Annotated in this window: 20 protein-coding genes; 16 read left to right on the top strand and 4 right to left on the bottom strand. The window is 65.0% G+C overall.

Annotated elements, in window-relative coordinates:
- Positions 1-34 precede the first annotated feature (34 nt).
- Genes metH through hisG form a run of 4 tightly spaced genes read left to right on the top strand, consistent with a single transcriptional unit; the run spans position 35 to position 5,477 of the window.
- On the top strand, positions 35-3,604 hold the full coding sequence (metH, locus tag QM615_RS00960) for a methionine synthase (protein WP_149405787.1): 3,570 nt from the start codon (positions 35-37) through the stop codon (positions 3,602-3,604).
- Positions 3,597-4,265 (top strand): HAD family hydrolase, encoded by a 669-nt coding sequence (locus tag QM615_RS00955; RefSeq protein WP_149405786.1) that lies wholly within the window; start codon positions 3,597-3,599, stop codon positions 4,263-4,265. Before metH ends, QM615_RS00955 begins: the two co-directional genes overlap by 8 nt.
- Positions 4,266-4,314: 49 nt before the next feature.
- Positions 4,315-4,578: a phosphoribosyl-ATP diphosphatase gene (locus tag QM615_RS00950; protein ID WP_149405785.1), complete on the top strand. Its 264-nt coding sequence runs from the start codon at positions 4,315-4,317 to the stop codon at positions 4,576-4,578.
- A 47-nt stretch (positions 4,579-4,625) separates the two neighbouring features.
- Positions 4,626-5,477: an ATP phosphoribosyltransferase gene (hisG, locus tag QM615_RS00945; protein ID WP_094642360.1), complete on the top strand. Its 852-nt coding sequence runs from the start codon at positions 4,626-4,628 to the stop codon at positions 5,475-5,477.
- Between the two features lie 48 nt (positions 5,478-5,525).
- On the opposite strand, the gene QM615_RS00940 is transcribed toward hisG, so the two are convergent.
- Together QM615_RS00940 and QM615_RS00935 are read right to left on the bottom strand one after the other, a co-directional pair.
- Positions 5,526-6,338, bottom strand: coding sequence for a thioesterase family protein (locus tag QM615_RS00940; RefSeq protein WP_149405784.1), 813 nt, complete (start codon positions 6,336-6,338; stop codon positions 5,526-5,528).
- Positions 6,335-7,213, bottom strand: a complete 879-nt coding sequence (locus QM615_RS00935; RefSeq protein ID WP_410482235.1) for a RecB family exonuclease — start codon at positions 7,211-7,213, stop codon at positions 6,335-6,337. The genes QM615_RS00940 and QM615_RS00935 overlap by 4 nt, the downstream gene beginning before the upstream one ends.
- Positions 7,214-7,534: 321 nt before the next feature.
- On the opposite strand from QM615_RS00935, the gene QM615_RS00930 reads away from it, so the two are divergent.
- Positions 7,535-8,401, top strand: a complete 867-nt coding sequence (locus tag QM615_RS00930) for a tRNA (adenine-N1)-methyltransferase (protein WP_149406013.1) — start codon at positions 7,535-7,537, stop codon at positions 8,399-8,401.
- A gap of 34 nt (positions 8,402-8,435) precedes the next feature.
- On the opposite strand, the gene QM615_RS00925 is transcribed toward QM615_RS00930, so the two are convergent.
- Positions 8,436-8,921 carry an MTB12 C-terminal domain-containing protein gene (locus tag QM615_RS00925; protein WP_262498330.1) on the bottom strand — a complete coding sequence of 162 codons (486 nt, stop codon included), beginning with the start codon at positions 8,919-8,921 and terminating at the stop codon, positions 8,436-8,438.
- Positions 8,922-9,106: 185 nt separating this feature from the next.
- Here QM615_RS00925 and arc point away from each other — a divergent pair, with 185 nt between their 5' ends.
- The 5 genes from arc to prcA all read left to right on the top strand — a co-directional run bounded on the left by arc (position 9,107) and on the right by prcA (position 14,549).
- Entirely contained in the window at positions 9,107-10,870 is a 1,764-nt protein-coding gene (gene arc, locus QM615_RS00920; RefSeq protein WP_068050781.1) for a proteasome ATPase, read from the top strand.
- Between the two features lie 82 nt (positions 10,871-10,952).
- Entirely contained in the window at positions 10,953-12,452 is a 1,500-nt protein-coding gene (gene dop / locus QM615_RS00915; protein WP_068050780.1) for a depupylase/deamidase Dop, read from the top strand.
- 194 nt (positions 12,453-12,646) lie between these two features.
- Positions 12,647-12,841: a ubiquitin-like protein Pup gene (locus QM615_RS00910; RefSeq protein ID WP_008716348.1), complete on the top strand. Its 195-nt coding sequence runs from the start codon at positions 12,647-12,649 to the stop codon at positions 12,839-12,841.
- Complete coding sequence (gene prcB, locus QM615_RS00905) at positions 12,838-13,779, top strand: proteasome subunit beta (RefSeq protein WP_149405782.1); 942 nt, start codon at positions 12,838-12,840, stop codon at positions 13,777-13,779. The genes QM615_RS00910 and prcB overlap by 4 nt, the downstream gene beginning before the upstream one ends.
- Positions 13,776-14,549 carry a proteasome subunit alpha gene (gene prcA / locus QM615_RS00900; RefSeq protein WP_068050778.1) on the top strand — a complete coding sequence of 258 codons (774 nt, stop codon included), beginning with the start codon at positions 13,776-13,778 and terminating at the stop codon, positions 14,547-14,549. Before prcB ends, prcA begins: the two co-directional genes overlap by 4 nt.
- 33 nt (positions 14,550-14,582) lie before the next feature.
- Here the strand turns inward: prcA and QM615_RS00895 are convergent, their stop codons facing one another.
- Complete coding sequence (locus QM615_RS00895) at positions 14,583-16,052, bottom strand: bifunctional phosphatase PAP2/diacylglycerol kinase family protein (protein WP_149405781.1); 1,470 nt, start codon at positions 16,050-16,052, stop codon at positions 14,583-14,585.
- Positions 16,053-16,150: 98 nt separating this feature from the next.
- Between QM615_RS00895 and pafA the strand changes: the two genes are divergently transcribed.
- From pafA to QM615_RS00865, 6 genes are all read left to right on the top strand, one after another.
- Positions 16,151-17,509 (top strand): Pup--protein ligase, encoded by a 1,359-nt coding sequence (gene pafA / locus QM615_RS00890; protein WP_170944814.1) that lies wholly within the window; start codon positions 16,151-16,153, stop codon positions 17,507-17,509.
- Positions 17,510-17,578: 69 nt separating this feature from the next.
- Complete coding sequence (locus tag QM615_RS00885) at positions 17,579-18,571, top strand: helix-turn-helix transcriptional regulator (protein WP_149405780.1); 993 nt, start codon at positions 17,579-17,581, stop codon at positions 18,569-18,571.
- A complete protein-coding gene (locus QM615_RS00880) occupies positions 18,568-19,563 on the top strand; it encodes a helix-turn-helix transcriptional regulator (protein ID WP_149405779.1) in 996 nt (331 codons plus the stop codon). The genes QM615_RS00885 and QM615_RS00880 overlap by 4 nt, the downstream gene beginning before the upstream one ends.
- Before the next feature lie 86 nt (positions 19,564-19,649).
- Entirely contained in the window at positions 19,650-19,916 is a 267-nt protein-coding gene (gene tatA / locus QM615_RS00875; protein WP_149405778.1) for a Sec-independent protein translocase subunit TatA, read from the top strand.
- 111 nt (positions 19,917-20,027) lie between these two features.
- Positions 20,028-20,999: a twin-arginine translocase subunit TatC gene (gene tatC / locus QM615_RS00870; RefSeq protein WP_068050772.1), complete on the top strand. Its 972-nt coding sequence runs from the start codon at positions 20,028-20,030 to the stop codon at positions 20,997-20,999.
- 27 nt (positions 21,000-21,026) lie between these two features.
- Entirely contained in the window at positions 21,027-23,801 is a 2,775-nt protein-coding gene (locus tag QM615_RS00865; RefSeq protein WP_149405777.1) for a DEAD/DEAH box helicase, read from the top strand.
- Positions 23,802-23,859: the final 58 nt, after the last annotated feature.

Here is a 23,859-nt window from a genome sequence, read left to right as displayed (position 1 = left end):
CCGACGTAACTTCGGTGCCCACTACTCTGTAGTGATGCCCGCTCAACACAAGCCCAGTCTGCTCGATGCGATTTCACGTCGTGTTGTCATCGGCGACGGAGCGATGGGCACGATGCTCCAGGACGCCGACCTCACTCTCGACGACTTTCTCGGTCTGGAGGGATGCAACGAAATCCTGAATGCCACCAGGCCGGACGTGCTGCGTGAGATTCACCGCGAGTACTTCGCGGCCGGTGCGGACGCCGTCGAGACCAACACCTTCGGCTGCAATCTGCCCAACCTGGCCGATTACGACATCGAGGACCGCATCCGCGAGTTGGCCGAGAAAGGCACCCGGCTCGCGCGTGAGACCGCCGACGAGATGGGCCCGGGCCGCGACGGGATGGGTCGCTTCGTGTTGGGTTCCATGGGCCCCGGTACCAAGCTCCCCACGCTCGGCCACGCTCCCTTCGCCCGACTGCGCGACGCGTACACCGAAGCCGCCCTCGGCATGATCGACGGCGGTGCCGACGCCATCCTGGTCGAGACCTGCCAGGACTTGCTACAGGTCAAGGCCGCTATTATCGGCAGCCAGCACGCGATGGACAAGCTGGGCGTCCGCATCCCGATCATCACCCACGTCACCGTCGAGACGACGGGCGCGATGCTCGTCGGCAGCGAGATCGGTGCCGCACTGACGGCACTCGAACCCCTCGGTATCGACATGATCGGGCTCAACTGTGCGACCGGCCCGGCCGAGATGAGCGAGCACCTGCGCCATCTGTCCAAGCATTCGCGTCTTCCGGTGTCGGTGATGCCCAATGCCGGCCTGCCCACCCTGGGCGCGAAAGGGGCCGAGTACCCACTGACCGCTCCCGAATTGGCCGAGGCCCTGAGCGGTTTCGTCAGCGAGTACGGGTTGGCTCTGGTCGGCGGTTGCTGTGGCACCACGCCCGATCACATCCGCCAGGTTGCCGACATGGTGCACGGGGCAACGAAACTCGAACGGCAGCCCGCGCCCGAGCCGGGCGTCTCCTCGCTCTACACCGCCGTTCCGTTCGAGCAGGATGCCAGCATCCTGATGATCGGTGAGCGCACCAACTCCAACGGGTCCAAGGCATTTCGCGACGCGATGCTCGCCGAGGATTACGAGAAGTGCCTCGACATCGCCAAGGACCAGACCCGCGACGGCGCGCACATGCTCGACCTCAACGTCGACTACGTCGGCCGCGACGGCGCCGCGGACATGGCCGCGCTGGCCAGCCGACTGGCGACGGCGTCGACCCTGCCGATCATGCTCGACTCCACCGAACCAGCCGTTCTCGAAGCAGGTTTGGAGCACCTCGGTGGCCGCAGCGCGGTCAACTCGGTCAACTACGAGGACGGCGACGGACCCGTCTCGCGATTCCAGAAGATCATGCGTCTGGTCAAGGAGCACGGCGCCGCCGTCGTTGCGTTGACCATCGACGAAGAGGGACAGGCGCGGACGGCCGAGTGGAAGGTGCGCGTCGCAGACCGGTTGATCACCGACATCACCGAGAACTGGGGCCTGCGCCACGAGGACATCATCGTCGACACCCTCACCTTCCCGATCTCCACGGGCCAGGAAGAGGTGCGACGCGACGGCATCGAGACCATCGAGGCGATCCGGCAGCTCAAGGAGAAGTACCCGAAGGTGCACACCACCCTCGGGCTGTCGAACATCTCGTTCGGCCTCAATCCCGCTGCACGCCAGGTGCTGAACTCGGTGTTCCTGCACGAGTGCACACAGGCCGGCCTCGACACCGCCATCGTGCACGCGTCGAAGATCCTGCCGATGAACAAGATTCCCGACGAGCAGCGCGAGACGGCCCTCGATCTGGTGTACGACCGCCGCAGCGAGGGCTACGACCCGCTGCAGAAGCTCATGCAGCTCTTCGAGGGGGTCTCCGCGGCGTCGGCGCGTGAATCTCGCGCCGAGGAACTCGGCCGTTTGCCGCTGTTCGAGCGCCTCGAACGACGCATCGTCGACGGCGAACGCAACGGCCTCGACGTCGATCTCGACGCCGCGATGGCCGAGAAGCCGCCGCTGGAAATCATCAACGAGACGTTGCTCTCGGGGATGAAGACCGTGGGCGAGCTGTTCGGCTCCGGTCAGATGCAGCTGCCGTTCGTGCTCGCCTCCGCCGAGGTGATGAAGGCTGCTGTGGCGTATCTCGAACCGCACATGGAAGCGACCGACGACGACGGCAAGGGTCGCATCGTGCTCGGTACCGTCAAGGGCGATGTGCACGACATCGGTAAGAACCTCGTCGACATCATCCTGAGCAACAACGGGTACGAGGTGGTCAATCTCGGTATCAAGCAACCGATTTCGACCATTCTGGAAGCCGCGATCGACAAGCGCGCCGACGTGATCGGCATGTCCGGGCTACTGGTCAAGTCCACCGTTGTCATGAAGGACAACCTCATCGAACTCAACTCGAAGGGTGTCGCCGAGCAATTCCCGGTTCTGTTGGGCGGAGCGGCGCTGACCCGGTCGTATGTCGAGAACGACTTGCAGGACGTCTACGAGGGCGACGTGCACTATGCGCGTGATGCATTCGAGGGCCTTCGCCTGATGGACACCATCATGACCACCAAGCGTGGTGGCGGACCGGCCCCGGACAGCCCCGAGGCACTCGCTGCGAAGGCCAAGACGGCCGAGCGCAAGGAACGCCACGAGCGGTCCAAGCGCATCGCCGAGAAGCGCAAGGCCGCCGAAGCGCCGGTGGTCGTGCCCGAACGTTCCGATGTTGCTGCCGACATCGACATCCCGGTGCCGCCGTTCTGGGGCACGCGCATCGTCAAGGGCGTGTCACTGTCGGAGTACTCGGGGCTGCTCGACGAGCGGGCCCTGTTCCTGGGGCAATGGGGTCTGCGCGGTGCCCGCAAGGGCGAAGGTGCCACGTACGAGGACCTGGTGGAATCGGAAGGCAAACCGCGCCTGCGGTATTGGCTCGATCGACTGAGCACCGACGGCATCCTCGCACACGCGGCATTGGTGTACGGGTACTTCCCGGCGGTCTCGGAGGGCGACGACGTCGTCGTGCTCACCGAACCCGAACCCGATGCGCCCGAACGTTTTCGGTTCACTTTCCCACGGCAGCACCGCGACCGCTTCCTCTGCATATCGGACTTCGTTCGGTCGCGTTCGGCTGCACGGGAATCGGGCAAGGTCGATGTTCTGCCGATGAACCTGGTGACGATGGGCCAGCCCATCGCGGACTTCGCCAACGAGCTGTTCGCCGCCGACTCGTACCGTGACTACCTCGAGGTCCACGGAATCGGCGTTCAGCTCACCGAAGCCCTGGCCGAGTACTGGCACCGCCGGGTACGCGAGGAACTGAAGCTCTCCGACGGCAATTCCGTCGCCTCGGAGGATCCCACCGAGGCCGAGGGCTTCTTCAAACTCGAATATCGCGGTGCGCGTTACTCGTTCGGCTACGGCGCATGCCCCGATCTCGAGGACCGCATCAAGCTCGCCGCACTTCTGGAACCCGAGCGAATCGGCGTGAAGCTCTCCGAGGAACTGCAGCTACACCCCGAACAGTCGACCGATGCGTTCGTACTTCATCACCCGGAGGCCAAGTACTTCAATGTCTAGAACCCACCTGCAGGGTGTCCTGTGGGACATGGACGGCACACTGCTCGACTCGGAGAAGATCTGGGACGTCGCCATCGGTGAGTACTCCCGCTCACTGGGAACGGAACTCAGCGCGGAGGTGCGTGAAAGCACCCTCGGCAACTCGATGTGGGATGCACTGCGGAAGGTCTTGGCGAATGCCGGGGTCGAGGTCACCGACGAGCGCCTGGTCGAGGGCCGCGAGTGGCTGACCACGCGAGTCGGAGACCTGTTCGCCGAGGGGATCCCGTGGCGACCCGGTGCCAAGGATGCTCTTGCGCTCGTGCGCGAGATGGGTCTGTCGACCGGGTTGGTCACCAACACCGAGCGGGGTCTGGTCGAGCGGGCTCTGGACACCCTGGGGCGCGAGTACTTCGACATCACGGTCACCGGCGACGAGGTCGAGGCAGGCAAACCGCACCCGGCCCCGTACCTGCGCGGTGCAGCGTTGCTCGGACTCGACGCAGCCTCGTGCCTTGCGGTCGAGGACTCGCCCACCGGTTCGCTGTCGGCGCACACCGCCGGTTGTCCGGTGCTGGTGGTTCCGTCCGAAATCGCGGTGCCGGCCGCACCGGGGTACACCATCCGCGATGGTCTCGTCGGATTGACCGCCGACGAGGTGCGGCGAGCCTGGGCATCCTGATCTCGACCGATTCGTACCCCCGAGCGACGACGTGAAAGAATATCCTTCCGTGAAGACTTTCGATTCGCTGTTCGCCGAGCTCACCGACCGCTCGAAGACCCGCCCCGAGGGTTCGGGCACCATAGCAGCGTTGGACGCGGGAGTTCATTTCCAGGGCAAGAAGGTCCTCGAAGAAGCCGGTGAAGTGTGGATCGCCGCCGAGCACGAGAGCGACGAGGCACTCGCCGAGGAGATCTCGCAGCTGCTCTACTGGGTCCAGGTGATGATGGTGGGTAGAGGCCTCGAACTCGAGGACGTCTACAAACATCTGTGAGTTCGATCCGCATGTCGCTCACGAACTCGTCGAACAAGGAAAACTCCATGCTGCGCGTAGCCGTACCCAACAAGGGCGCTCTCTCCGAGTCCGCCGCCGAAATTCTCAGTGAAGCCGGCTACCGACGCCGAAGCGATTCCAAGGATCTGACGGTTCTCGATCCGGCGAACGGCGTCGAATTCTTCTTTCTGCGCCCCAAAGACATCGCGATCTACGTCGGATCCGGGCAGCTGGATCTGGGCATCACCGGACGCGACCTGGCTCTCGATTCGGGTGCTGCTGTCGAAGAGCGGCTGGCACTCGGATTCGGCCGATCGACCTTCCGCTATGCCGCACCCGCGGGCAAGGAGTGGGCACCCGAGGATCTGGGTGGATTGCGCATCGCGACGTCCTATCCCAACCTGGTGCGCAAGGATCTGGCCGCCAGAGGACTCGAAGCAACGGTCATCCGCCTCGACGGTGCGGTGGAGATCTCCATCCAGCTCGGGGTCGCCGACGCGATCGCCGACGTCGTGGAGTCGGGTCGCTCGCTGCGTCAGAACAACCTCGTGGCATTCGGCGAATCTCTCTGCGATTCCGAGGGCGTCTTGATCGAACGAGCAGGCACCCCGGGCACCGACTCCGCACGCAAGCAACTCATCGCCCGCGTACAGGGCGTCGTCTTCGCGCAGCAGTACCTGATGCTCGATTACGACTGCCCCAAGTCGATCCTCGACGAGGCCGTCAAGATCACTCCTGGAATCGAATCGCCCACCCTGGCGCCGATGGTCGACGACAACTGGGTTGCCGTGCGCGCCATGGTCTCTCGTAAGGTCCACAACAATGTCATGGACCAGCTCGCCGATCTCGGTGCCAAGGCGATCCTCGCCTCCGACATCAGGTCCTGCCGCGCGTTCTGAATCCGAATTCACGTCGTCACAGCGCTGACGTCTCGATCGGACGAGACGTCAGCTGCGACGTCGAACCAACACCGTCTGAGCGATGCGACCGACAGGTCCTCGTTCGTCGCTGAGGGTGCCCGCGCACATTGCGATTCCGTCCGGCCCGGTGGAGGTCTCGGCGGACACCCCGATCCAATCTCCCTGCGGCACGCGGAACACGTGCACGGTCAGATCGGTGTTCAGGAACGTCCATTCGTCGATCGGGAGCTTGGCTCCGATTCCGTTGGCGATGTCGGCGATCGAGAACAGTCTCTCCAACGGAGTCATCGATTCACCCTGCACCAGAACGGGTCTGGGTCTTGCCCACACCTGGCCCGGCCCCGGCTCGCCGAGTCCGGTGAGAGTCCTGAACTCGACGGCGTCGAGATAGCCCGACGACCAGGTGCCACCGAAGGTGTAATCGACACCGTTGCTCACCGATCGCATCACCGGATCCCCGGAGTGTGCAACGTCGTCGGTCGGCGTGGTGCGCATACGCCATGCGCTGCCGCGGGCCACCGCCCGGGCAGTTCCCGACGTGCCGTCCGCCCAGAGTTCCGCGACAACGAGCTCGATATTGGCACCGGGACGCTCCGTCCATGACCGGATCTCGATGTCCCCGACCGGAACCGGTCCGAGGATGTCGACGGCCACGCGACTGATACGGGTGTCCTCCCTGGCGTCGACTCGCTCGAGCGCCCGGACCAACAGGGCCGACGGCGGAGCGCCGTGTTGCATCGTCGGTGCCCACAGGCTGACGGTGTGCTCGGTAGCGGTGACCCGCTCGTGGCCTTCGCTGCCGACACCGGCGGGAACGAAGAAGGCATTCGGAACCGTCACAGCTCGGCCCCCGCCGGTTCGGCAGCGGCCGTGGGCCAGCCCGGATACGCCGGGGGAGTACCACCGAATTCCGGACACAGCGCCTGGTGGTCGCACCACTTGCACAACGCGCCCCGTTTGGCGCGGAAATCGCCGGTCTCGCCCGCAGCCAGAATCGCTTTCCAGATGGCCGAGAGCATGCGCTCGAACCTCCGCAACTCACCCTCGTCCGGGGTGTAGGTCAGCTCCTGCTTGTCGGAGAGGTACATCAACTTCAGTTGCGCCGGAACGACTCCGCGCATCCGCATGATCATCAACGCGTAGAACTTCATCTGGAACAGCGCCTTGGACTCGGTGAACTCTCGCGGTGCCCGGCCGGTCTTGTAGTCGACGACGCGGATCATCCCGTTCGGTGCCACGTCGATCCGATCGATGAATCCGCGCAGCGGCGTACCGTCGTCCAGCAATACCTCCACGCGCTGTTCGCAGGACTCGGGCTCGAATCGAGTGGGGTCTTCGAGCTCGTAGTACCCGGCGACCAGCGCGCGAGCCCGGTCGAGAAACGCCGGTCTTTCGTCCGCCGGAACCAGACTCTCGATGTCGGGTGACCGAGCGACCACTCGCTCCCACGCAGGATCGACGAGTTCTCGCGCAGTGGCCGGAACACGATCCTGTGCGGGCAACGCGTACAGGGCCTCCAATGCGGCATGCACCACAGTTCCCTTCACCTGAGCTTCGGTGGAGACCTCGGGAATCCGGTCGACGGCACGCAGGCGATAGAGGAGTGGGCACTGCTTGAAATCACCTGCGCGCGATGGCGACAACGCCGGTGTACTGCGGGACCCGGACGTCGCCGGCGACCGGTGCTCGCTGTCGCCGAGATCGAGTAGAGGCAAGTCGACGGGCGTCGACGCGGAAATACTCACGACTGCGACCCTATGCCGTTGGTCCGACATCTTCGGTCAAGGCCGTAGTCTGGCACGTCGAGTCGTCCCGGGTGTCGGACCGCAACAGGTCGGGCACCGAACAGAGCTACGAAAGCAGGTTCCGCTGTGCCGTCCGGTGATGCTGTGTCCTTCGGTGATTCCGCGTCCGCGTCGACCGACGGGCCCGAGGTCGACGCGATCGTCGATGCCCCGGTCATCGGTGCGGACGAAGTGGTCACCGCAACTGTCGACGAAATCGAACTCGACGAAGCTCTCGCGACCGATGACGACGTGCCGGTCGAGTCGGTACCGACCGGACCCGCCCGCAGCGGACCGTTCCGCGTCGGAGATCGAGTCCAGCTCACCGACGGGAAGGGCCGCCACTACACGGTGGTGCTCGAGGCGGGCAAGGAGTTCCACACCCACCGGGGCGGAATCACGCACGACAAACTGCTCGGTGCCGACGAGGGCAGCGTCGTCACCTCCGTCAACGGCACCCCCTACCTCGCGCTTCGGCCGCTGCTGACCGACTACGTGCTGTCGATGCCGCGCGGCGCGCAGGTCATCTACCCCAAGGACGCAGCCCAGATCGTGCACGAGGGCGACATGTTCCCCGGTGCGCGCGTGCTGGAGGCCGGTGCCGGATCGGGCGCTCTGACGTGCTCGCTGCTGCGTGCCGTCGGTACCGCAGGGACGGTCATCTCCTACGAGATTCGCCAGGACCACGCCGACTACGCGATCAAGAACGTCGAGACGTTCTTCGGCGAGCGGCCGGCCAACTGGCACCTGACGGTGGCGGACGTGGACCAGTTCGGTGTCGATCGTCCCGGTGAGCAGGTAGATCGCGTCGTCCTCGACATGCTCGCGCCCTGGGACGCACTGCCTGCCGTATCGAAGGCTCTCGTTCCCGGCGGCGTGCTGCTGGTCTACGTCGCCACGGTGACACAGTTGTCCAAGGTCGTCGAAGCCCTTCGCGCGCAGGAGTGCTGGACCGAACCCCGCTCGTGGGAGTCGATGGTGCGCGGGTGGCACGTCGTCGGACTGGCCGTTCGCCCCGAGCATCGTATGCAGGGGCACACAGCATTCCTCGTCAGTGTCCGACGCCTCGCCGAGGGCACCGTCACGCCGAAGCCGCAGCGTCGGTCCGGCAAGGGCTGACGATCCCAGCGGCGTCGCCGAGGATTCCCGGCCTCTAGGCGCAGGGTGCCTGCCCCATGGCGAGAATCTGGCACGTACTGGCATCTGAGAGCTTCCAGTCGCCGTCGATCAGCACCCAGGTCTGCGGGGACGGCGCTGCAGTTCCCCGCGGAGTGGCGATCGCGACGTCGGCGGTGGACGTCTCGCCCTCGACCGTCGGTTCGGCAACCTCGAACGTGATAGCGCCGTAGTTCGCCAGAGCCGCGGTCATCGCTTCGAGGTTGGTCAGGCGTGCCTGCCCGTTCTCGACCGAAGCCGCCTTCGTCGCCGCGTCGACATCCGGTGCCACCAGTTGCAGCAGAGATGCTTCAAGTTCACCGGACGTAGGTGCTGCGACGGTGGGTGCATCGGTTGCGGGATCGCTGATTTCGGCGGCCGCCGTCGAATTGTGATCGGTGTGATCGGAATCGTCGGCCGAACTGCAGCCGGCCACCGAAATCATCGCTGCCGCGAGCGCGACACCTGCCGAGAGTATGCGCATCTTCACTGGTGAAGCCCCTGATCCCATGGTCGGTCCGCTGCTTGGTCAGGTGAGGCTAACATGAACTCGACCGACGCTCGGGTGCGGTCGAGACACACTGCTTCTCCGTCCCGATCGTGGTGTCGGTCCGCACATTCGGGCCGGTGCCGGTAGCGTTGATAGATCGTCACTGGGAGGAGTCGCTCATGAGCTCAACAGACAATCCGGATGTGGCCGCGGCCAGAGCCGAACTGGACGCCGTGCGAGCCGAAGCTGCTTCACTGCGCCGTCAACTGGGGGAGTCCCCCGAACAGGTACGCGAACTCGAAGGACGCGTCGATTCTCTGTCGCTGCGCAACGCGAAGTTGATGGACACCCTGAAAGAGGCCAGGCAACAGCTCATCGCACTTCGCGAGGAAGTGGACCGCCTCGGCCAACCGCCGAGCGGCTACGGCGTTCTGCTGAGCGTCTTCGACGACGGCACGGTGGACGTGTTCACCTCCGGACGCAAGATGAGGCTGACGTGTTCACCCAACATCGAGGCGGACTCACTGGCACCGGGACAGACGGTGCGCCTGAACGAAGCGCTGACCATCGTCGAGGCCTGCACCTTCGACCAGGTCGGCGAAATCAGCACTCTGCGTGAGCTTCTGGGCGACGGATCCCGAGCACTCGTCGTCGGTCACGCCGACGAGGAGCGAGTGGTGTGGCTGGCCAAGCCGTTGATCGACATGGTCAACGACGAGGGCCCCATCGACCCGGACGAACCGTCCCGCAAACTCCGTCCCGGCGACTCCCTGCTCGTCGACACCAAGGCCGGCTACGCCTTCGAGCGTGTCCCCAAGGCCGAGGTCGAGGACCTGGTCCTCGAAGAGGTGCCCGACGTCGGATACGAGGACATCGGTGGTCTCGGTCGGCAGATCGAGCAGATTCGCGACGCCGTCGAACTCCCGTTCCTGCACAAGGATCTGTTTCGCGAGTACTCCCTGCGTCCGCCCAAGGGCGTGCTGCTCTACGGCCCTCCCGGCTGCGGAAAGACGTTGATCGCCAAGGCGGTTGCCAACTCGTTGGCCAAGAAGATCGCCGAGGCCCGCGGCCAGGACGCCAAGGAAGCGAAGTCGTTCTTCCTCAACATCAAGGGCCCCGAGCTGCTCAACAAGTTCGTCGGCGAGACCGAGCGCCACATCCGCATGATCTTCCAGCGTGCACGGGAGAAGGCGTCCGAGGGCACCCCGGTCATCGTATTCTTCGACGAGATGGACTCGATCTTCCGCACCCGTGGTTCGGGCGTCTCGTCCGACGTCGAGACGACGGTGGTCCCGCAGCTGCTCGCCGAGATCGACGGCGTGGAGGGCTTGGAGAACGTCATCGTGATCGGTGCCTCCAACCGTGAGGACATGATCGACCCCGCGATCCTGCGGCCCGGTCGCCTGGACGTGAAGATCAAGATCGAGCGGCCGGACGCCGAATCGGCACAGGACATCTTCTCCAAGTACCTGACCGACTCGCTGCCGGTCAACGCCGACGATGTCGCAGAGTTCGGCGGAGACCGCGCTGCCTGCATCCGAGGGATGATCGACCGCGTTGTCGAGCGTATGTACGCCGAAAGCGACGACAACCGCTTCCTCGAGGTGACGTACGCCAACGGAGACAAGGAAGTTCTGTACTTCAAGGACTTCAATTCCGGTGCCATGATCCAGAACATCGTCGACCGCGCCAAGAAGTACGCCATCAAGTCGGTACTCGAGACCGGCAACGGCGGGCTGCGCATTCAACACCTGTTCGACTCCATCGTCGACGAGTTCGCCGAGAACGAGGACCTACCGAACACCACGAACCCGGACGACTGGGCTCGAATCTCCGGCAAGAAGGGCGAGCGGATCGTCTACATCCGCACGCTGGTCACCGGCAAGAACGCCAGCGCGAGCCGGGCGATCGACACCGAGGCCAACACCGGTCAGTACCTGTAGCTTCGTCGAACACCACTTTCGGGGCGCGTCCGCACGGGGCGCGCCCCGAATGCGGTCTGTAGCCGACGTCTAGGCTCGACATATGCAGCGCATCATCGGTATCGAGGTCGAGTACGGCATTTCTTCGCCCACCGAACCCACCGCCAACCCGATCCTGACATCGACCCAGGCAGTGCTCGCCTACGCGGCAGCCGCCGGGGTACCCCGGGCCAAGCGCACACGCTGGGACTACGAGGTCGAGTCGCCGCTGCGTGATGCCCGCGGATTCGACCTCGGGCGCTTCAGCGGCCCGGCACCGGTGATCGACGCCGACGAGATCGGCGCGGCCAACATGATTCTCACCAACGGGGCTCGTCTGTACGTCGACCACGCGCACCCGGAGTACTCCGCCCCGGAGGTCCGCGATCCGTTGGACGCAGTGATCTGGGACAAGGCCGGCGAGCGCGTCATGGAGGCCGCCGCTCGTCACGCCTCCAGTGTGCCCGGTGCCCCGCGCCTGCAGCTCTACAAGAACAACGTCGACGGTAAGGGCGCGTCGTACGGCACCCACGAGAACTACCTGATGTCGCGCGAGACGCCGTTTTCGGCGGTCATCGCCGGTCTGTCTCCGTTCTTCGCCTCCAGGCAGGTCATCACCGGATCGGGACGCGTCGGAATCGGCCAGTCCGGTGACGAAGCGGGCTTCCAACTCTCGCAGCGGGCGGATTACATCGAGGTGGAGGTGGGCCTCGAGACCACCCTGAAGCGCGGCATCATCAACACGCGCGACGAACCACACGCGGACGCGGACAAGTACCGCCGCCTGCATTGCATCATCGGCGACGCCAATCTCGCCGAGATGTCGACCTACCTCAAGGTCGGCACCACCGCGCTCGTGCTCGATCTCATCGAAGCAGGGGTCGATCTGTCCGATCTGCAGCTGGCCAGGCCGGTGACCGCAGTCCATCAGATCAGCCACGATCCGACGCTGCGTAAGGCCGTCGCGCTCGCCGACGGCCGCGAGCTGACCGGACTTGCGCTGCAGCGGATCTACCACCAGCGTGCTGCGAAGTTCGTGGCCGCCGAGGGCAGCGACGACGCGCGCGCTCTGGATGTGCTCGACAAGTGGGCGATGGTCCTCGACCTTCTCGAACGGGATCCGATGGAGTGCGCTCATCTGTTGGACTGGCCCGCGAAATTGCGCCTGCTCGAAGGGTTTCGCCAGCGGGAGGGGCTCGGGTGGTCGGCTCCTCGGCTGCATCTGGTGGACCTGCAGTATTCCGATGTTCGCCTGGACAAAGGCCTGTACAACCGGCTGGTTGCTCGTGGGTCGATGGATCGACTGGTCACCGAGCAGCAGGTGCTCGATGCCGTCGGCACGCCGCCGGATGATACGAGGGCGTACTTCCGCGGTGAGTGCCTGCGCAAGTTCGGTGCCGACATCGCCGCCGCGAGCTGGGACTCGGTCATCTTCGATCTCGGCGGCGACTCCCTTGTCCGCATCCCGACCCTCGAGCCGCTTCGAGGCACGAAATCGCACGTCGGTGCGCTGCTCGAGTCGGTCGACAGTGCCGCCGAACTCGTCGATCAGCTCACCAACTGACGCGCCCGAAGACCGGTACCGACTATTCGCGGTGTCTTGCCGACCGACGGAGTCGGTCTGTCGGTAGGGTAAAGGTCCGTGCACTTTCGGCGGAACGTTCGGTTGCACTTGCACATCCACGACGGTGCACCTCGGATCGACCGGTGAGAGTGCAGTAGATCTGTTTTCTCGATATACGGAGGAGGTCGGCGACTATGGCACAGGAGCAGACACGGCGCTCTGGCGGCGGCGACGACGATGAGGTTCCAGGCGACACCGGAGCCGGTGGTCAGGAACGACGCGAGAAGCTGGCCGAGGAGACCGACGACCTTCTCGACGAGATCGACGACGTGCTCGAGGAAAACGCCGAGGACTTCGTGCGCGCCTACGTTCAGAAGGGCGGCCAGTGACGGTGGATCGTTCGGACCCACGGTCGGCCGGCGACGGAACGGCGATTCCGTTCGGGTCGAGCAGCTCGTCGTTCTCCGATTATCTTCGTCAGCACGCCCCTTATCTGTTGCCCGAGAGCGGTATCGCAGCGGACCTGGCGTCCCACACCGCGAACGGCGGGTCGGACAAGTCCGGTATCGCCCCGCACGGGACGACGATCGTCGCGCTGACTTACGCGGGCGGCGTTCTGATCGCGGGTGACCGGCGAGCCACGCAAGGCAATCTGATCGCCAATCGCGACATGCAGAAGGTCTACGTCACCGACGACTACTCCGCAGCGGGTATCGCCGGAACTGCGGGCATAGCGATCGAACTGGTGCGGCTCTTCGCCGTCGAACTCGAGCACTACGAGAAGATCGAGGGCGTGCCGCTCACGTTCAACGGCAAGGCCAACAAGCTGTCGTCGATGGTCCGAAGCAATCTCGGTGCCGCGATGCAAGGGCTGGCCGCGGTCCCGCTGTTGGTCGGATTCGACATCGACATCTCGGATCCGGATCGTGCCGGACGAATTGTGTCCTACGACGTGGTCGGCGGGCGATACGAGGAGCGTTCGGGCTACCACGCGGTGGGATCGGGATCGCTGTTCGCCAAGTCCGCGCTCAAGAAGCTCTATCGCCCCGGAATGACCGAGGAGGAGGCGATTCGCGCAGCGGTGGAATCGCTGTACGACGCCGCCGACGACGACTCGGCCACCGGTGGTCCTGACGTCACCCGCGGGATCTACCCGACGGCTGTCGCCATCACCAGCGTCGGTGCGGACGATGTTGCGCACGACAGGATTTCGGCTGCGGCTCGGTCCGTCCTCGCGGAGCGGACCGAGAGCGCCGCACATTCCGGCGGTGCCGAGCATCACACCCGGGCCGGTCAGCAAGTGAGCGAAGGGGGTAGCGCACCATGACGATGCCGTACTACGCATCTGCCGAACAGATCATGCGCGATCGTTCGGAGTTGGCGCGCAAGGGAATCGGCCGCGGCCGCAGCGTCATCGTGCTGACGTACGCGGACGGGGTGCTCTTCGTGGCCGAGAACCGTTCGACCGCGTTGCACAAGGTGAGCGAACTGTACGACCGGATCGGCTTCGCGGCCGTGGGCAAGTACAACGAGTTCGAGAACCTGCGCAAGGCCGGAATTCAGCACGCCGACATCAAGGGATACACCTACGATCGGCGTGACGTGACCGGTCGTTCGCTCGCCAAGACGTACGCCCAAGCACTCGGCACGATCTTCACCGAGCAGCTCAAGCCGTACGAGGTCGAGATCTGTGTCGCGGAGGTCTCGCATCAGGACGAGCCGATCGCGACCCAGCTCTACCGCATCACCTACGACGGATCCATCGTCGACGAGCAGGATTTCGTCGTCATGGGCGGAACGACCGAGCCGATCGTGGCTGCGCTCAAGGACACGTACCGGTCCGGACTCGATCTGGCCGACGCGGTCCGTGTCGCCGTCGACGCACTCACGGCAGGTCCGGCGACGCCGCCTGCGGCGGGCGGTGAGCCGGAGAAGAAGGTTCTCGAGGTGTCGGCGCTCGAGGTTGCGGTGCTGGACCAGGGTCGGCCGAGGCGAGCGTTCCGACGCATTGCCGGAGCTGCGCTGGAGGACATGTTGCCGACGCCGTCTGCGGCGGCCGAGGCAGTGACCGATACCGAAGCGGCACCGCCCTCCTGATCGGTGGCCCCGATTTTCCCCCGGTCTCGCGCTCTATCGCTTCCGATAGAGCGCGAGACCGTTCTTGTCACTGGTGAACTCGAACCACGTTCCGTCGCCCACCACTTCGCCGTCGGCCGCCAGCGCAACCGGGGCGCCCTCCACCTCTACGGTCAGTTTCTTCACCGCTCGACGGACGTAGGCGGGTGACGAGCCGAGGGTGCCGGTCAACGTTGCCCACAGCAGTCTGGTTCTCGATGCCTTCGGCTCCGACGGTAGAAACCTGACATCGAGGGTTCCGGTGTGAATGCTGCTGCGAGACATGGGAACTTGATCTGCCGGTACGTAGTTGCCGTTGCCCACGAACAGCATCCAGACCGAATGCCTGGTGCCGTCGAGCCCGATGTTCAGTGGTTCCGCAGCCGCCAGCACCCTCGTCATCGCAATGGCGGCGGCCGGCCATTTGCCGACTCGGCGCTGCAACTTCTGACGCAGCCGCACAGAGTCGGGGTAGCCACCGAAGGTAGCGGTGTTGACGAACGACACGCTGCGGCCGTCGACGGACACCTCGGCGATGTCGACCAGTTCGGCGGTGCCCGCTTCCACGGCCGCAGCGGTGTCCTCCACGACGGTCAGCCCGGTGTCGCGAGCGAAGTGGTTGAGGGTGCCGCCCGGAAATGCTGCGAGCGGCAACCCGTTGCGTACCGCCGACGCGGCGACGCTGACCACAGTTCCGTCGCCGCCGCAGACACCGAGCGCACGCGGGAAGGTGCTCCGAATTCGCTGCTCGAGTTCCTCGTTGAAGTCCCGGTCGGGATCGGGTACGAACAGATCTGCCTCGGGAAGTGCTCGACGGATCGAGTCGGGCACGGCTTCCGAGTCGTCGCCCGAACCCGGATTGACGAGCACCAGCAGCCCCCGGCCGCCCGGCAGCGGCTCGACGTCGACCGGCGAGCCCAGATAGGAAGGCTTGCCCGACCGCACGGCCCACCAGCGACGGGTCGACAACGCGATGGCCGAGCCGAGAGCGGCACCGGCGATGACGTCTGTCGGCCAGTGCACCCCGACGTGGACCCGCGAGTAACACACCGCAGCCGCAACGGGCGCCAGCAGCACACCCGCTACCGGGGATTCGATCGCCACAGCCGTGACGAACGCAGCCGCGGACGCCGAATGACCGGACGGGAACGACGACGACACCGGTGGAGCCAGCACCTGACGCAGAACGGGAACCGACTCGGAATCCGGGCGAGTTCGCGGAAACAACGGTTTGAGCAGGCCGTTCGCGACCGAGCTCGCACCCGCCAGAGCGACGAGACCCCGAACGCCCCCGCGTCGGGCCGGGCCACCCGCAGCGACGAGAAGCGCAGCCGCGCCGAGCCACAGACGACCGTGATCGGCGGCGTTGCTCAGCGCGCGCAGGCCGCCGTCCGCTCGGCTCTGCCGCAGAGCAGCACTTCGTGCCACCAGGGACAGATCCCACGCGTGAACGGCCGTCGAGATCGAGGTGCGCGTGGAAGTCATGACGCCCAGCCTAAGCACGCGCGACAGCATCCTCACCGACGGACGACATCGGGGCGCTCCGACACATCGTTTCCAGGGTTGCGTTGTAGTGTCGAAGTGTGCAGCGACGAATTATGGGCATCGAGACAGAGTTCGGTGTCACATGTACTTTCCACGGACATCGACGCCTGAGTCCGGACGAAGTGGCTCGCTATCTGTTCCGTCGAGTCGTCTCGTGGGGTCGCAGCTCGAATGTGTTCCTTCGCAACGGTGCCCGCCTGTACCTCGACGTGGGCTCGCACCCCGAGTACGCCACCGCCGAGTGCGACAGTCTGCTGCAGTTGGTCACCCACGACCGCGCCGGCGAACGGGTACTCGAAGATCTGCTGATCGATGCCGAGCAGCGCCTGGCAGAGGAGGGCATCGGCGGCGATATCTACCTGTTCAAGAACAACACCGACTCGGCCGGCAACTCCTACGGCTGCCACGAGAACTTCCTGGTTCAGCGGGCGGGGGAGTTCTCCCGAATCTCGGACGTTCTGCTGCCGTTCCTGGTCACGCGTCAGTTGATCTGCGGCGCAGGCAAGGTACTGCAGACGCCGAAGGCGGCGACGTTCTGCCTGTCGCAGCGCGCCGAGCACATCTGGGAGGGCGTCTCCTCGGCCACCACCCGTTCGCGGCCGATCATCAACACTCGCGACGAGCCGCATGCCGACGCCGAGAAGTACCGCCGGCTTCACGTCATCGTGGGCGACTCGAACATGGCCGAGACCTCGACGATGCTCAAGGTCGGAACGGCAGCCCTCGTTCTCGAGATGATCGAGGCGGGCGTGTCCTTCCGAGACTTCGCACTGGACAATCCGATTCGCGCCATCCGAGAAGTCAGCCACGATCTCACCGGACGCCGTCCCGTTCGACTCGCCGGGGGACGACAGGCCAGCGCCCTCGACATTCAGCGTGAGTACTACGCGCGAGCCGTCGAGCATCTCAAGACGCGGGAGCCGAACACTCAGGTGGAGCAGGTCGTCGATCTGTGGGGACGCACGCTCGACGCAATCGAGACACAGGATTTCGCGAAGGTCGACACCGAGATCGACTGGGTCATCAAGCGCAAGCTGTTTCAGCGTTACCAGGACCGGTACTCGATGGAGCTGTCCGATCCCAAGATCGCACAGTTGGACCTGGCGTACCACGACATCAAGCGTGGCCGGGGGGTCTTCGACCTGTTGCAGCGCAAGGGTCTTGCGAAGAGAGTCACCGAGGACGAACAGATCGACGAGGCCGTCGATCTACCGCCTCAGACCACCCGAGCCAAGCTGCGCGGAGAATTCATCACGGCCGCCCAGGAGGCAGGTCGCGACTTCACGGTCGACTGGGTGCACCTCAAGCTCAACGATCAGGCTCAGCGAACCGTGCTCTGCAAGGACCCGTTCCGCTCGGTCGACGAGCGGGTCGAGCGGTTGATCGCGTCGATGTAGCCAGGTGGACCTCCGGTAGCTCGGGTCGCTACCGCTCGGTCCTCCGATGAGCAACTAGGCTCGACTGTCGTGGCCACCACCAAAGTCGAACGCCTGATGAACCTGGTCATCTGTCTGTTGTCGACACGTCAGTTCCTGACCGCGGAGTGGATCCGCGAGAGCGTTGCCGGATACGACGACTCCACCAGCCACGAGGCGTTCAGCCGGATGTTCGAGCGGGACAAGAACGAACTGCGCGATCTCGGAGTCCCGTTGGAGACCGGCACTGCCACCAGGTTCGGGGGCGTCGAGGGCTATCGCATCAACCGCGACGCATACGAACTGCCCGACATCGACCTCACCAGCGCGGAATCGGCCGCCGTCGCGGTCGCCGTCAAACTGTGGGAATCACCGGAGCTCACCTCCGCGGCGCAGAGCGCGCTGCTCAAACTTCGAGCGGCGGGAATTCAGGTCGACCAGAACGAGTCCGCTGCGGCGGTGACCGCGGTTCCCGCACGCACCAGGGGCTCGGAACCTGCGCTGGGTGCCTTGCTGGCCGCGATCGACGACGGTAGATCGGTACGTTTCCAACACCGACCCTCGCTGACCGAGCCGTTCACCACCAGAACCGTCCAGCCGTGGGGTGTCGTGACATTTCGCGGCCGCTGGTATCTGGTGGGACACGACGTGGATCGCAACGACACCCGCACGTTCCGCCTCTCCCGAATCGGCGACGACGTCAAACCGTTCGGCACCGCGCAGAGCGTGCGCAAGCCCGATGGCATCGACCTGCAGGACATCGTCCGCCGAGTGGCGGGCACGTCCTCGGTGGCGGGCACGGCCCGGGTATGGCTGCACGACGGCAAGGCGCTGGAATTACGCAGGATGGGAACGGCGGTGGGTGTGCAGAGTCTCGGTGCCCGCAGCGGCACCGTCGTGGAGGTTCCCGTGCGGTCCTGGGACTGGATCTCGCGGTTGATAGCAGGTCACGGCGCGGATGCGGTGGTACTCGAACCCGCCGAACTGCGCGCCGACGTGATCTCGACACTGCGGACAGCGGCCGATGTGGAGAACGAGCGATGAGCGCGCGACTGTCGGTTCGGCTGGCCAGGTTGCTCAACATGGTGCCGTTCTTCATGGCCAATCCCGGGTTGAGCGCTGAGGAGGCCGCCCGGGAGCTGGGGGTGTCGACGGCGACGCTGATGGCCGATCTCAATCAGCTCTGGATGTGCGGTCTGCCCGGCTACGGCCCGGGTGATCTCATCGATCTGTCGTTCTCCGAGGAGAGCATCGACGTGACGTTCTCGGCCGGCATCGATCGACCGCTGCGCCTGACGTCGACCGAGGCGACGGCCCTGTTGGTTGCACTTCGATCTTTGACGTCGATGCCAGGGATGGTCGACCCGTCCGCTGCTCAGCGCGCCATCGCGAAGATCGAGACCGCGGCAGGATCGGCGGCGGCCAACGTGCCACTCTCGTCCGATCACGACGGCACGGATACGGAGGAGGGGCCGGTCCCTGCTACCGTCCGATCCGCATTGCGGCACCGGCACGCTCTGGAACTGACCTATTACTCCGCGTCGCGGGACGTCCTGACCGAGCGGACCGTGGACCCGATCAGGACTGTGGTCGTCGACGACAACAGCTATGTCCAGGCGTGGTGCCGAAGCGCCGAGGGTGTGCGGCTGTTCCGGTTCGACCGCATCGACTCGGCAACCGAACTCGACGAACCGGCCGCGCCGCCGGAATCGGTGCAGGACGAGGACGCCTTCGAAATCTTCAACGACGATCCCTCGCTGTCGCAGGCGCGGCTGAAGGTCTCGCCTGCATTCACCTGGATCCTGGACTACTACCCGATGACACAGGTCGCGGCGAATGCGGACGGGTCGATCGTGGTCACGATGCGATTCGCCACGCTGCAGTGGATGACACGGTTGACGTTGGGCTTCGGCGGCGGAGTCACGGTACTGGCACCTGAATCCTTGGTGAACTCCGTCCGCGACCGAGCACGTTCGGCCCTGGACGCGTACGCAGAGTTCGACGAGACCAGCGCGGACGGTCCCGTCGCCACATGAACACCGGGCAAACCCGGACCCGCCGCTGCCGAAGTCGGCACCCGTGGTCGGGTACGCTCGATTCATCTGATCTGTAGGAGGTTCACATGGGATTCACCAGTCCCTGGCACTGGGCCATCGTTGCGGTGGTCGTCATCATTCTGTTCGGTTCCAAGAAGCTGCCCGAGGCTGCTCGCGGACTCGGCCGGTCGTTGCGCATCTTCAAGAGCGAGGTGAAGGAAATGCAGAACGACGGCAAGTCCGACGCCGACACCGCTCCCGCTCAGCAGCCCGTCGCTCCCGCTCAGCTGCCCTCGCCCGCCCCGGTCGCGCAGCCGAACACCGAAACCCAGCACGACGCGAAGTCTGCCTGAGCGCACGGCCGCTCAGCACACCTTCGGTGCCAGTTCGGCACCGAAGGTTCACTGCTGTCGGTGACGGCTTCTCGCTGTCGTCCGACCGACGAAGGCTGACCGTAGAACACCATGCGCATTCCGTTCGATCCGCGGCGAAGCAAGCGCCGAATCAATCCCGACGGCACCATGTCGTTGGTCGATCATCTGTACGAGCTGCGAACCCGGCTCCTGTGGTCGCTGGTAGCAGTCGCAGTGACGACTGCCTTCGGGTTCTTCTGGTACTCGCACACCATCTTCGGCGTCGAGAGCCTCGGCGACCTCCTACGCGGTCCTTACTGCACGCTCGACCCGAGTCTGCGTGCGAATCTGAGCAACGACGATCAGTGTCGTCTGCTCGCAACCGGACCGTTCGATCAGTTCCTGCTGCGGTTCAAGGTCGCGTTCACCGCCGGTGTCGTACTGGCCTGCCCCATCTGGCTGTATCAGATCTGGGCTTTCATCACCCCGGGCCTGTACGCCAACGAACGGCGACATGCAGTCTCGTTCGTCTCCGGAGCGGCTGCGCTGTTCGTCGCCGGAGCCGTCCTGGCCTACTTCGTGGTCGCCAAAGGCCTGCACTTCCTGCTCTCCATCGGCGACAACGTGCAGATCACCGCGCTGAGCGGTGATCAGTACTTCGGATTCCTGATCAACCTCCTCATCATCTTCGGCGTCAGCTTCGAGATTCCGTTGCTGGTCGTTGCCTTGAATTTCGTCGGCGTACTCACCTACGAGCGACTCAAGGCGTGGCGTCGAGGTCTCATCTTCGGATTGTTCGTCTTCGCGGCCATCGCAACTCCTGGCCAGGACCCGTTCTCCATGCTGGCCTTGGCCTTGGCGTTGACGGTGCTCTTCGAGATGGCAGTGCAGATTGCGCGAATTCACGACAAGCGTAAGTTGCGCAAGAGAAGAGACGAATGGGGTGATGTGTCAGATGACGAAGCAACGCGCATCGACGGCGCAAGTTCGATCGAATCACCGGATGCTGTCGCTCCGACACCGCCGTCCAGCGGTCTCGGTACCGCGACCCGAGTACAGGCGCAGTACGACGACACGATCTGACATCGACCGGCCCGTAGGGTCGAAAGCATGACCGAGACGGTTCTCGATACGGGGACGAGCCCCCGACCCACCCAGCTGCAACGATTCTCCGCCGAGCTCGGCTTTCCCCTCGACCGGTTCCAGGTGGATGCCTGCACAGCCCTGGAGAACGGTCACGGGGTACTGGTCTGTGCCCCCACCGGTGCGGGCAAGACGGTCATCGGCGAGTTCGCGGTGCACCTGGCGCTCGCCGCGGGACGTAAGTGCTTCTACACCACCCCGATCAAGGCGCTGAGCAACCAGAAGTTCGCGGAGCTGACCGCACGGTACGGGCGCGACACGGTCGGGCTGCTGACCGGAGATTCGTCGATCAACCCCGACGCGCCCATCGTCATCATGACGACCGAAGTGCTGCGCAACATGCTGTATGCATCCTCGCATGCATTGCGAGGACTGTCGCACGTCGTCATGGACGAGGTGCACTATCTCGCCGACCGTTTCCGCGGGGCGGTGTGGGAAGAAGTCATTCTGCACCTGTCCGACGACGTTCGACTGGTCAGCCTGTCGGCAACGGTGAGCAACGCCGAGGAGTTCGGTGCCTGGATGAGCACGGTTCGCGGTGACACCGCGGTCGTGGTGGACGAGAACCGTCCGGTGCCCCTGTCGCAGCACATCATGGTCGGCCGCCGACTGTTCGATCTGTTCGACACGCGAGCCCAGTCGGCCGACGGCAGTCAGAAGATCGTCGTCGATCGTGAACTCGTCCGACACGTCAAACAACGCCAGTCCCTCGACTCGATGGACCGCTGGCACGCGCCGCACAGCAGGGGCCGCGGCGGACGTTCGGGTGGCGGAGGTCGCGGTGGCGGTCAGGGCAGCGGCACCAACAACAGACCACTGGCCAGACCCGATGTGATCGCCAAACTCGACGAAGAGGGTCTGCTCCCGGCCATCACATTCATCTTCAGCCGTGCCGGCTGCGACGGCGCGCTGACCCAGTGCATGCGTTCGCGGTTGGTGTTGACCACGCCCGAGCAGGCCGAGGAGATCCGGTACATCGTCGAGAAACACACCTCGGAGCTGCCGCGCGAGGACCTCGAAGTCCTGGGCTTCTGGGAGTGGCGCGACGCACTGGAACGGGGATTCGCCGCCCACCACGCCGGGATGTTGCCGGTCTTCCGGCACACCGTCGAGGAATTGTTCGTCAAGGGTCTTGTCCGAGCGGTGTTCGCCACCGAGACCTTGGCTCTCGGGATCAACATGCCGGCCCGAACCGTCGTGCTCGAGAAGTTGGTCAAGTTCAACGGTGAGACACACGCCGAATTGACGCCGGGGGAGTACACCCAGCTGACCGGCCGGGCCGGACGCCGCGGCATCGACGTCGAAGGGCATGCCGTCGTGCTGTGGCAGCCCGGCACGGAACCGACCGAGGTCGCGGGCCTGGCTTCGACGCGTACGTTCCCACTGCGCAGTTCGTTCGCGCCGGCATACAACATGTCGATCAACCTCATCGAACAGTTTGGTGCGGCCGATTCGCGTCTGCTGCTCGAGCGGTCGTTCGCGCAGTTCCAGGCGGACCGCTCCGTCGTCGGGATGGTTCGCGGTATCGAGAAGAACATGCAGACGTTGGAGGCACTCGGTGCACGCCTCGGTGGCCCCGAGGGCGAGTACTTCGAGTATGCGCGGCTGCGCGAGCGATTGAAGGATCGGGAGAAGACCCTCGAACGCCAGAGCAGGTCCGATCGGCGGGACAACGCCGTCGATTCGCTGCGTGCCCTGCGCCGCGGCGACGTGATCTCGGTGCCGACCGGTCGCCGCAGCGGCCTTGCCGTGGTTCTCGAGCCCGATGACGACCGGGCCGATCCGCGTCCGCTGGTGCTGACCGAGGACAAGTGGGCCGGCCGGCTCTCGGCAGCGGACTTCCCGTCGCCCGCAACGTCTCTGGGAACGATGCGACTGCCGCGATTCGTCGACCACCGCACCGCGAAGACCCGACGCGATCTCGCGGCCGCCCTGGTCACCCGCGGAATATCGCAGCCGTCGGACCGTATCCGACGCAAGTCGACGGCAGCGGACGACAAGGAGCTCGCCACCCTTCGGCGAGCAATCCGCTCGCATCCGGTGCACGCTCGTCCCGACCGCGACGAGCTCGGTCGCACCGGTGAACGCTACAACCGGTTGGCGCGAGAGACCGAAACGATGCGCCAGAAGGTGTCGGCCACGACGAACTCCCTCGCCCGAACGTTCGACCGCATCCTGGCTTTGCTCGCCGACCGCGGTTACGTGACGGCAGGCAAGGATCCAAAGGTCACCGAGGACGGCGCCAGGCTGAGCCGAATCTATTCCGAGTCCGATCTGCTGGTTGCCGAATGCTTGCGCGGCGGCCTGTGGCAGGGGCTTTCTCCGGCAGAGTTGGCGGCGGTGGTCTCGGCGGTGGTCTACGAGTCCAGATCGGAGGGTGACATCACCCCGCACGGACCGACGGGTCCGATTCGGCACGCGCTGACCGAGACCGTCCGGGTGTGGCACGAGCTGCGGTCCGACGAGGTGCGACACAAGCTGCCGCCGACGAGAGAACCCGACATGGGCTTCGTGAAGGCGATCTACAAGTGGGCGTCGAACCATTCGTTGGTCGATGCGCTCGTCACCGCGGGTGACAACGGCAAAGCACTCTCGGGTGGAGACTTCGTGCGCTGGTGTCGGCAGGTGATCGACCTGTTGGACCAGGTTCGGCTCGCGGCCCCGGAGCCGGAACTGTCGCGAACTGCGGCGCGCGCGATCGCGGCCTTGCGCCGCGGCGTGGTCGCCGTAGATGCCGCATGACGGCACCGAATCGGACTGCCGGGTCGGTACAGCAGAGAGTCGTACGGGCGGGTTACTG

Origin of the sequence: Rhodococcus sp. IEGM 1341, from assembly GCF_030056895.1 — a bacterium.
In the GTDB taxonomy this organism is placed as follows: domain Bacteria; phylum Actinomycetota; class Actinomycetes; order Mycobacteriales; family Mycobacteriaceae; genus Rhodococcoides.
The sequence above is the reverse complement of the archived record's forward strand: the minus strand, read 5'-3'. Positions and strand labels throughout refer to the sequence as shown.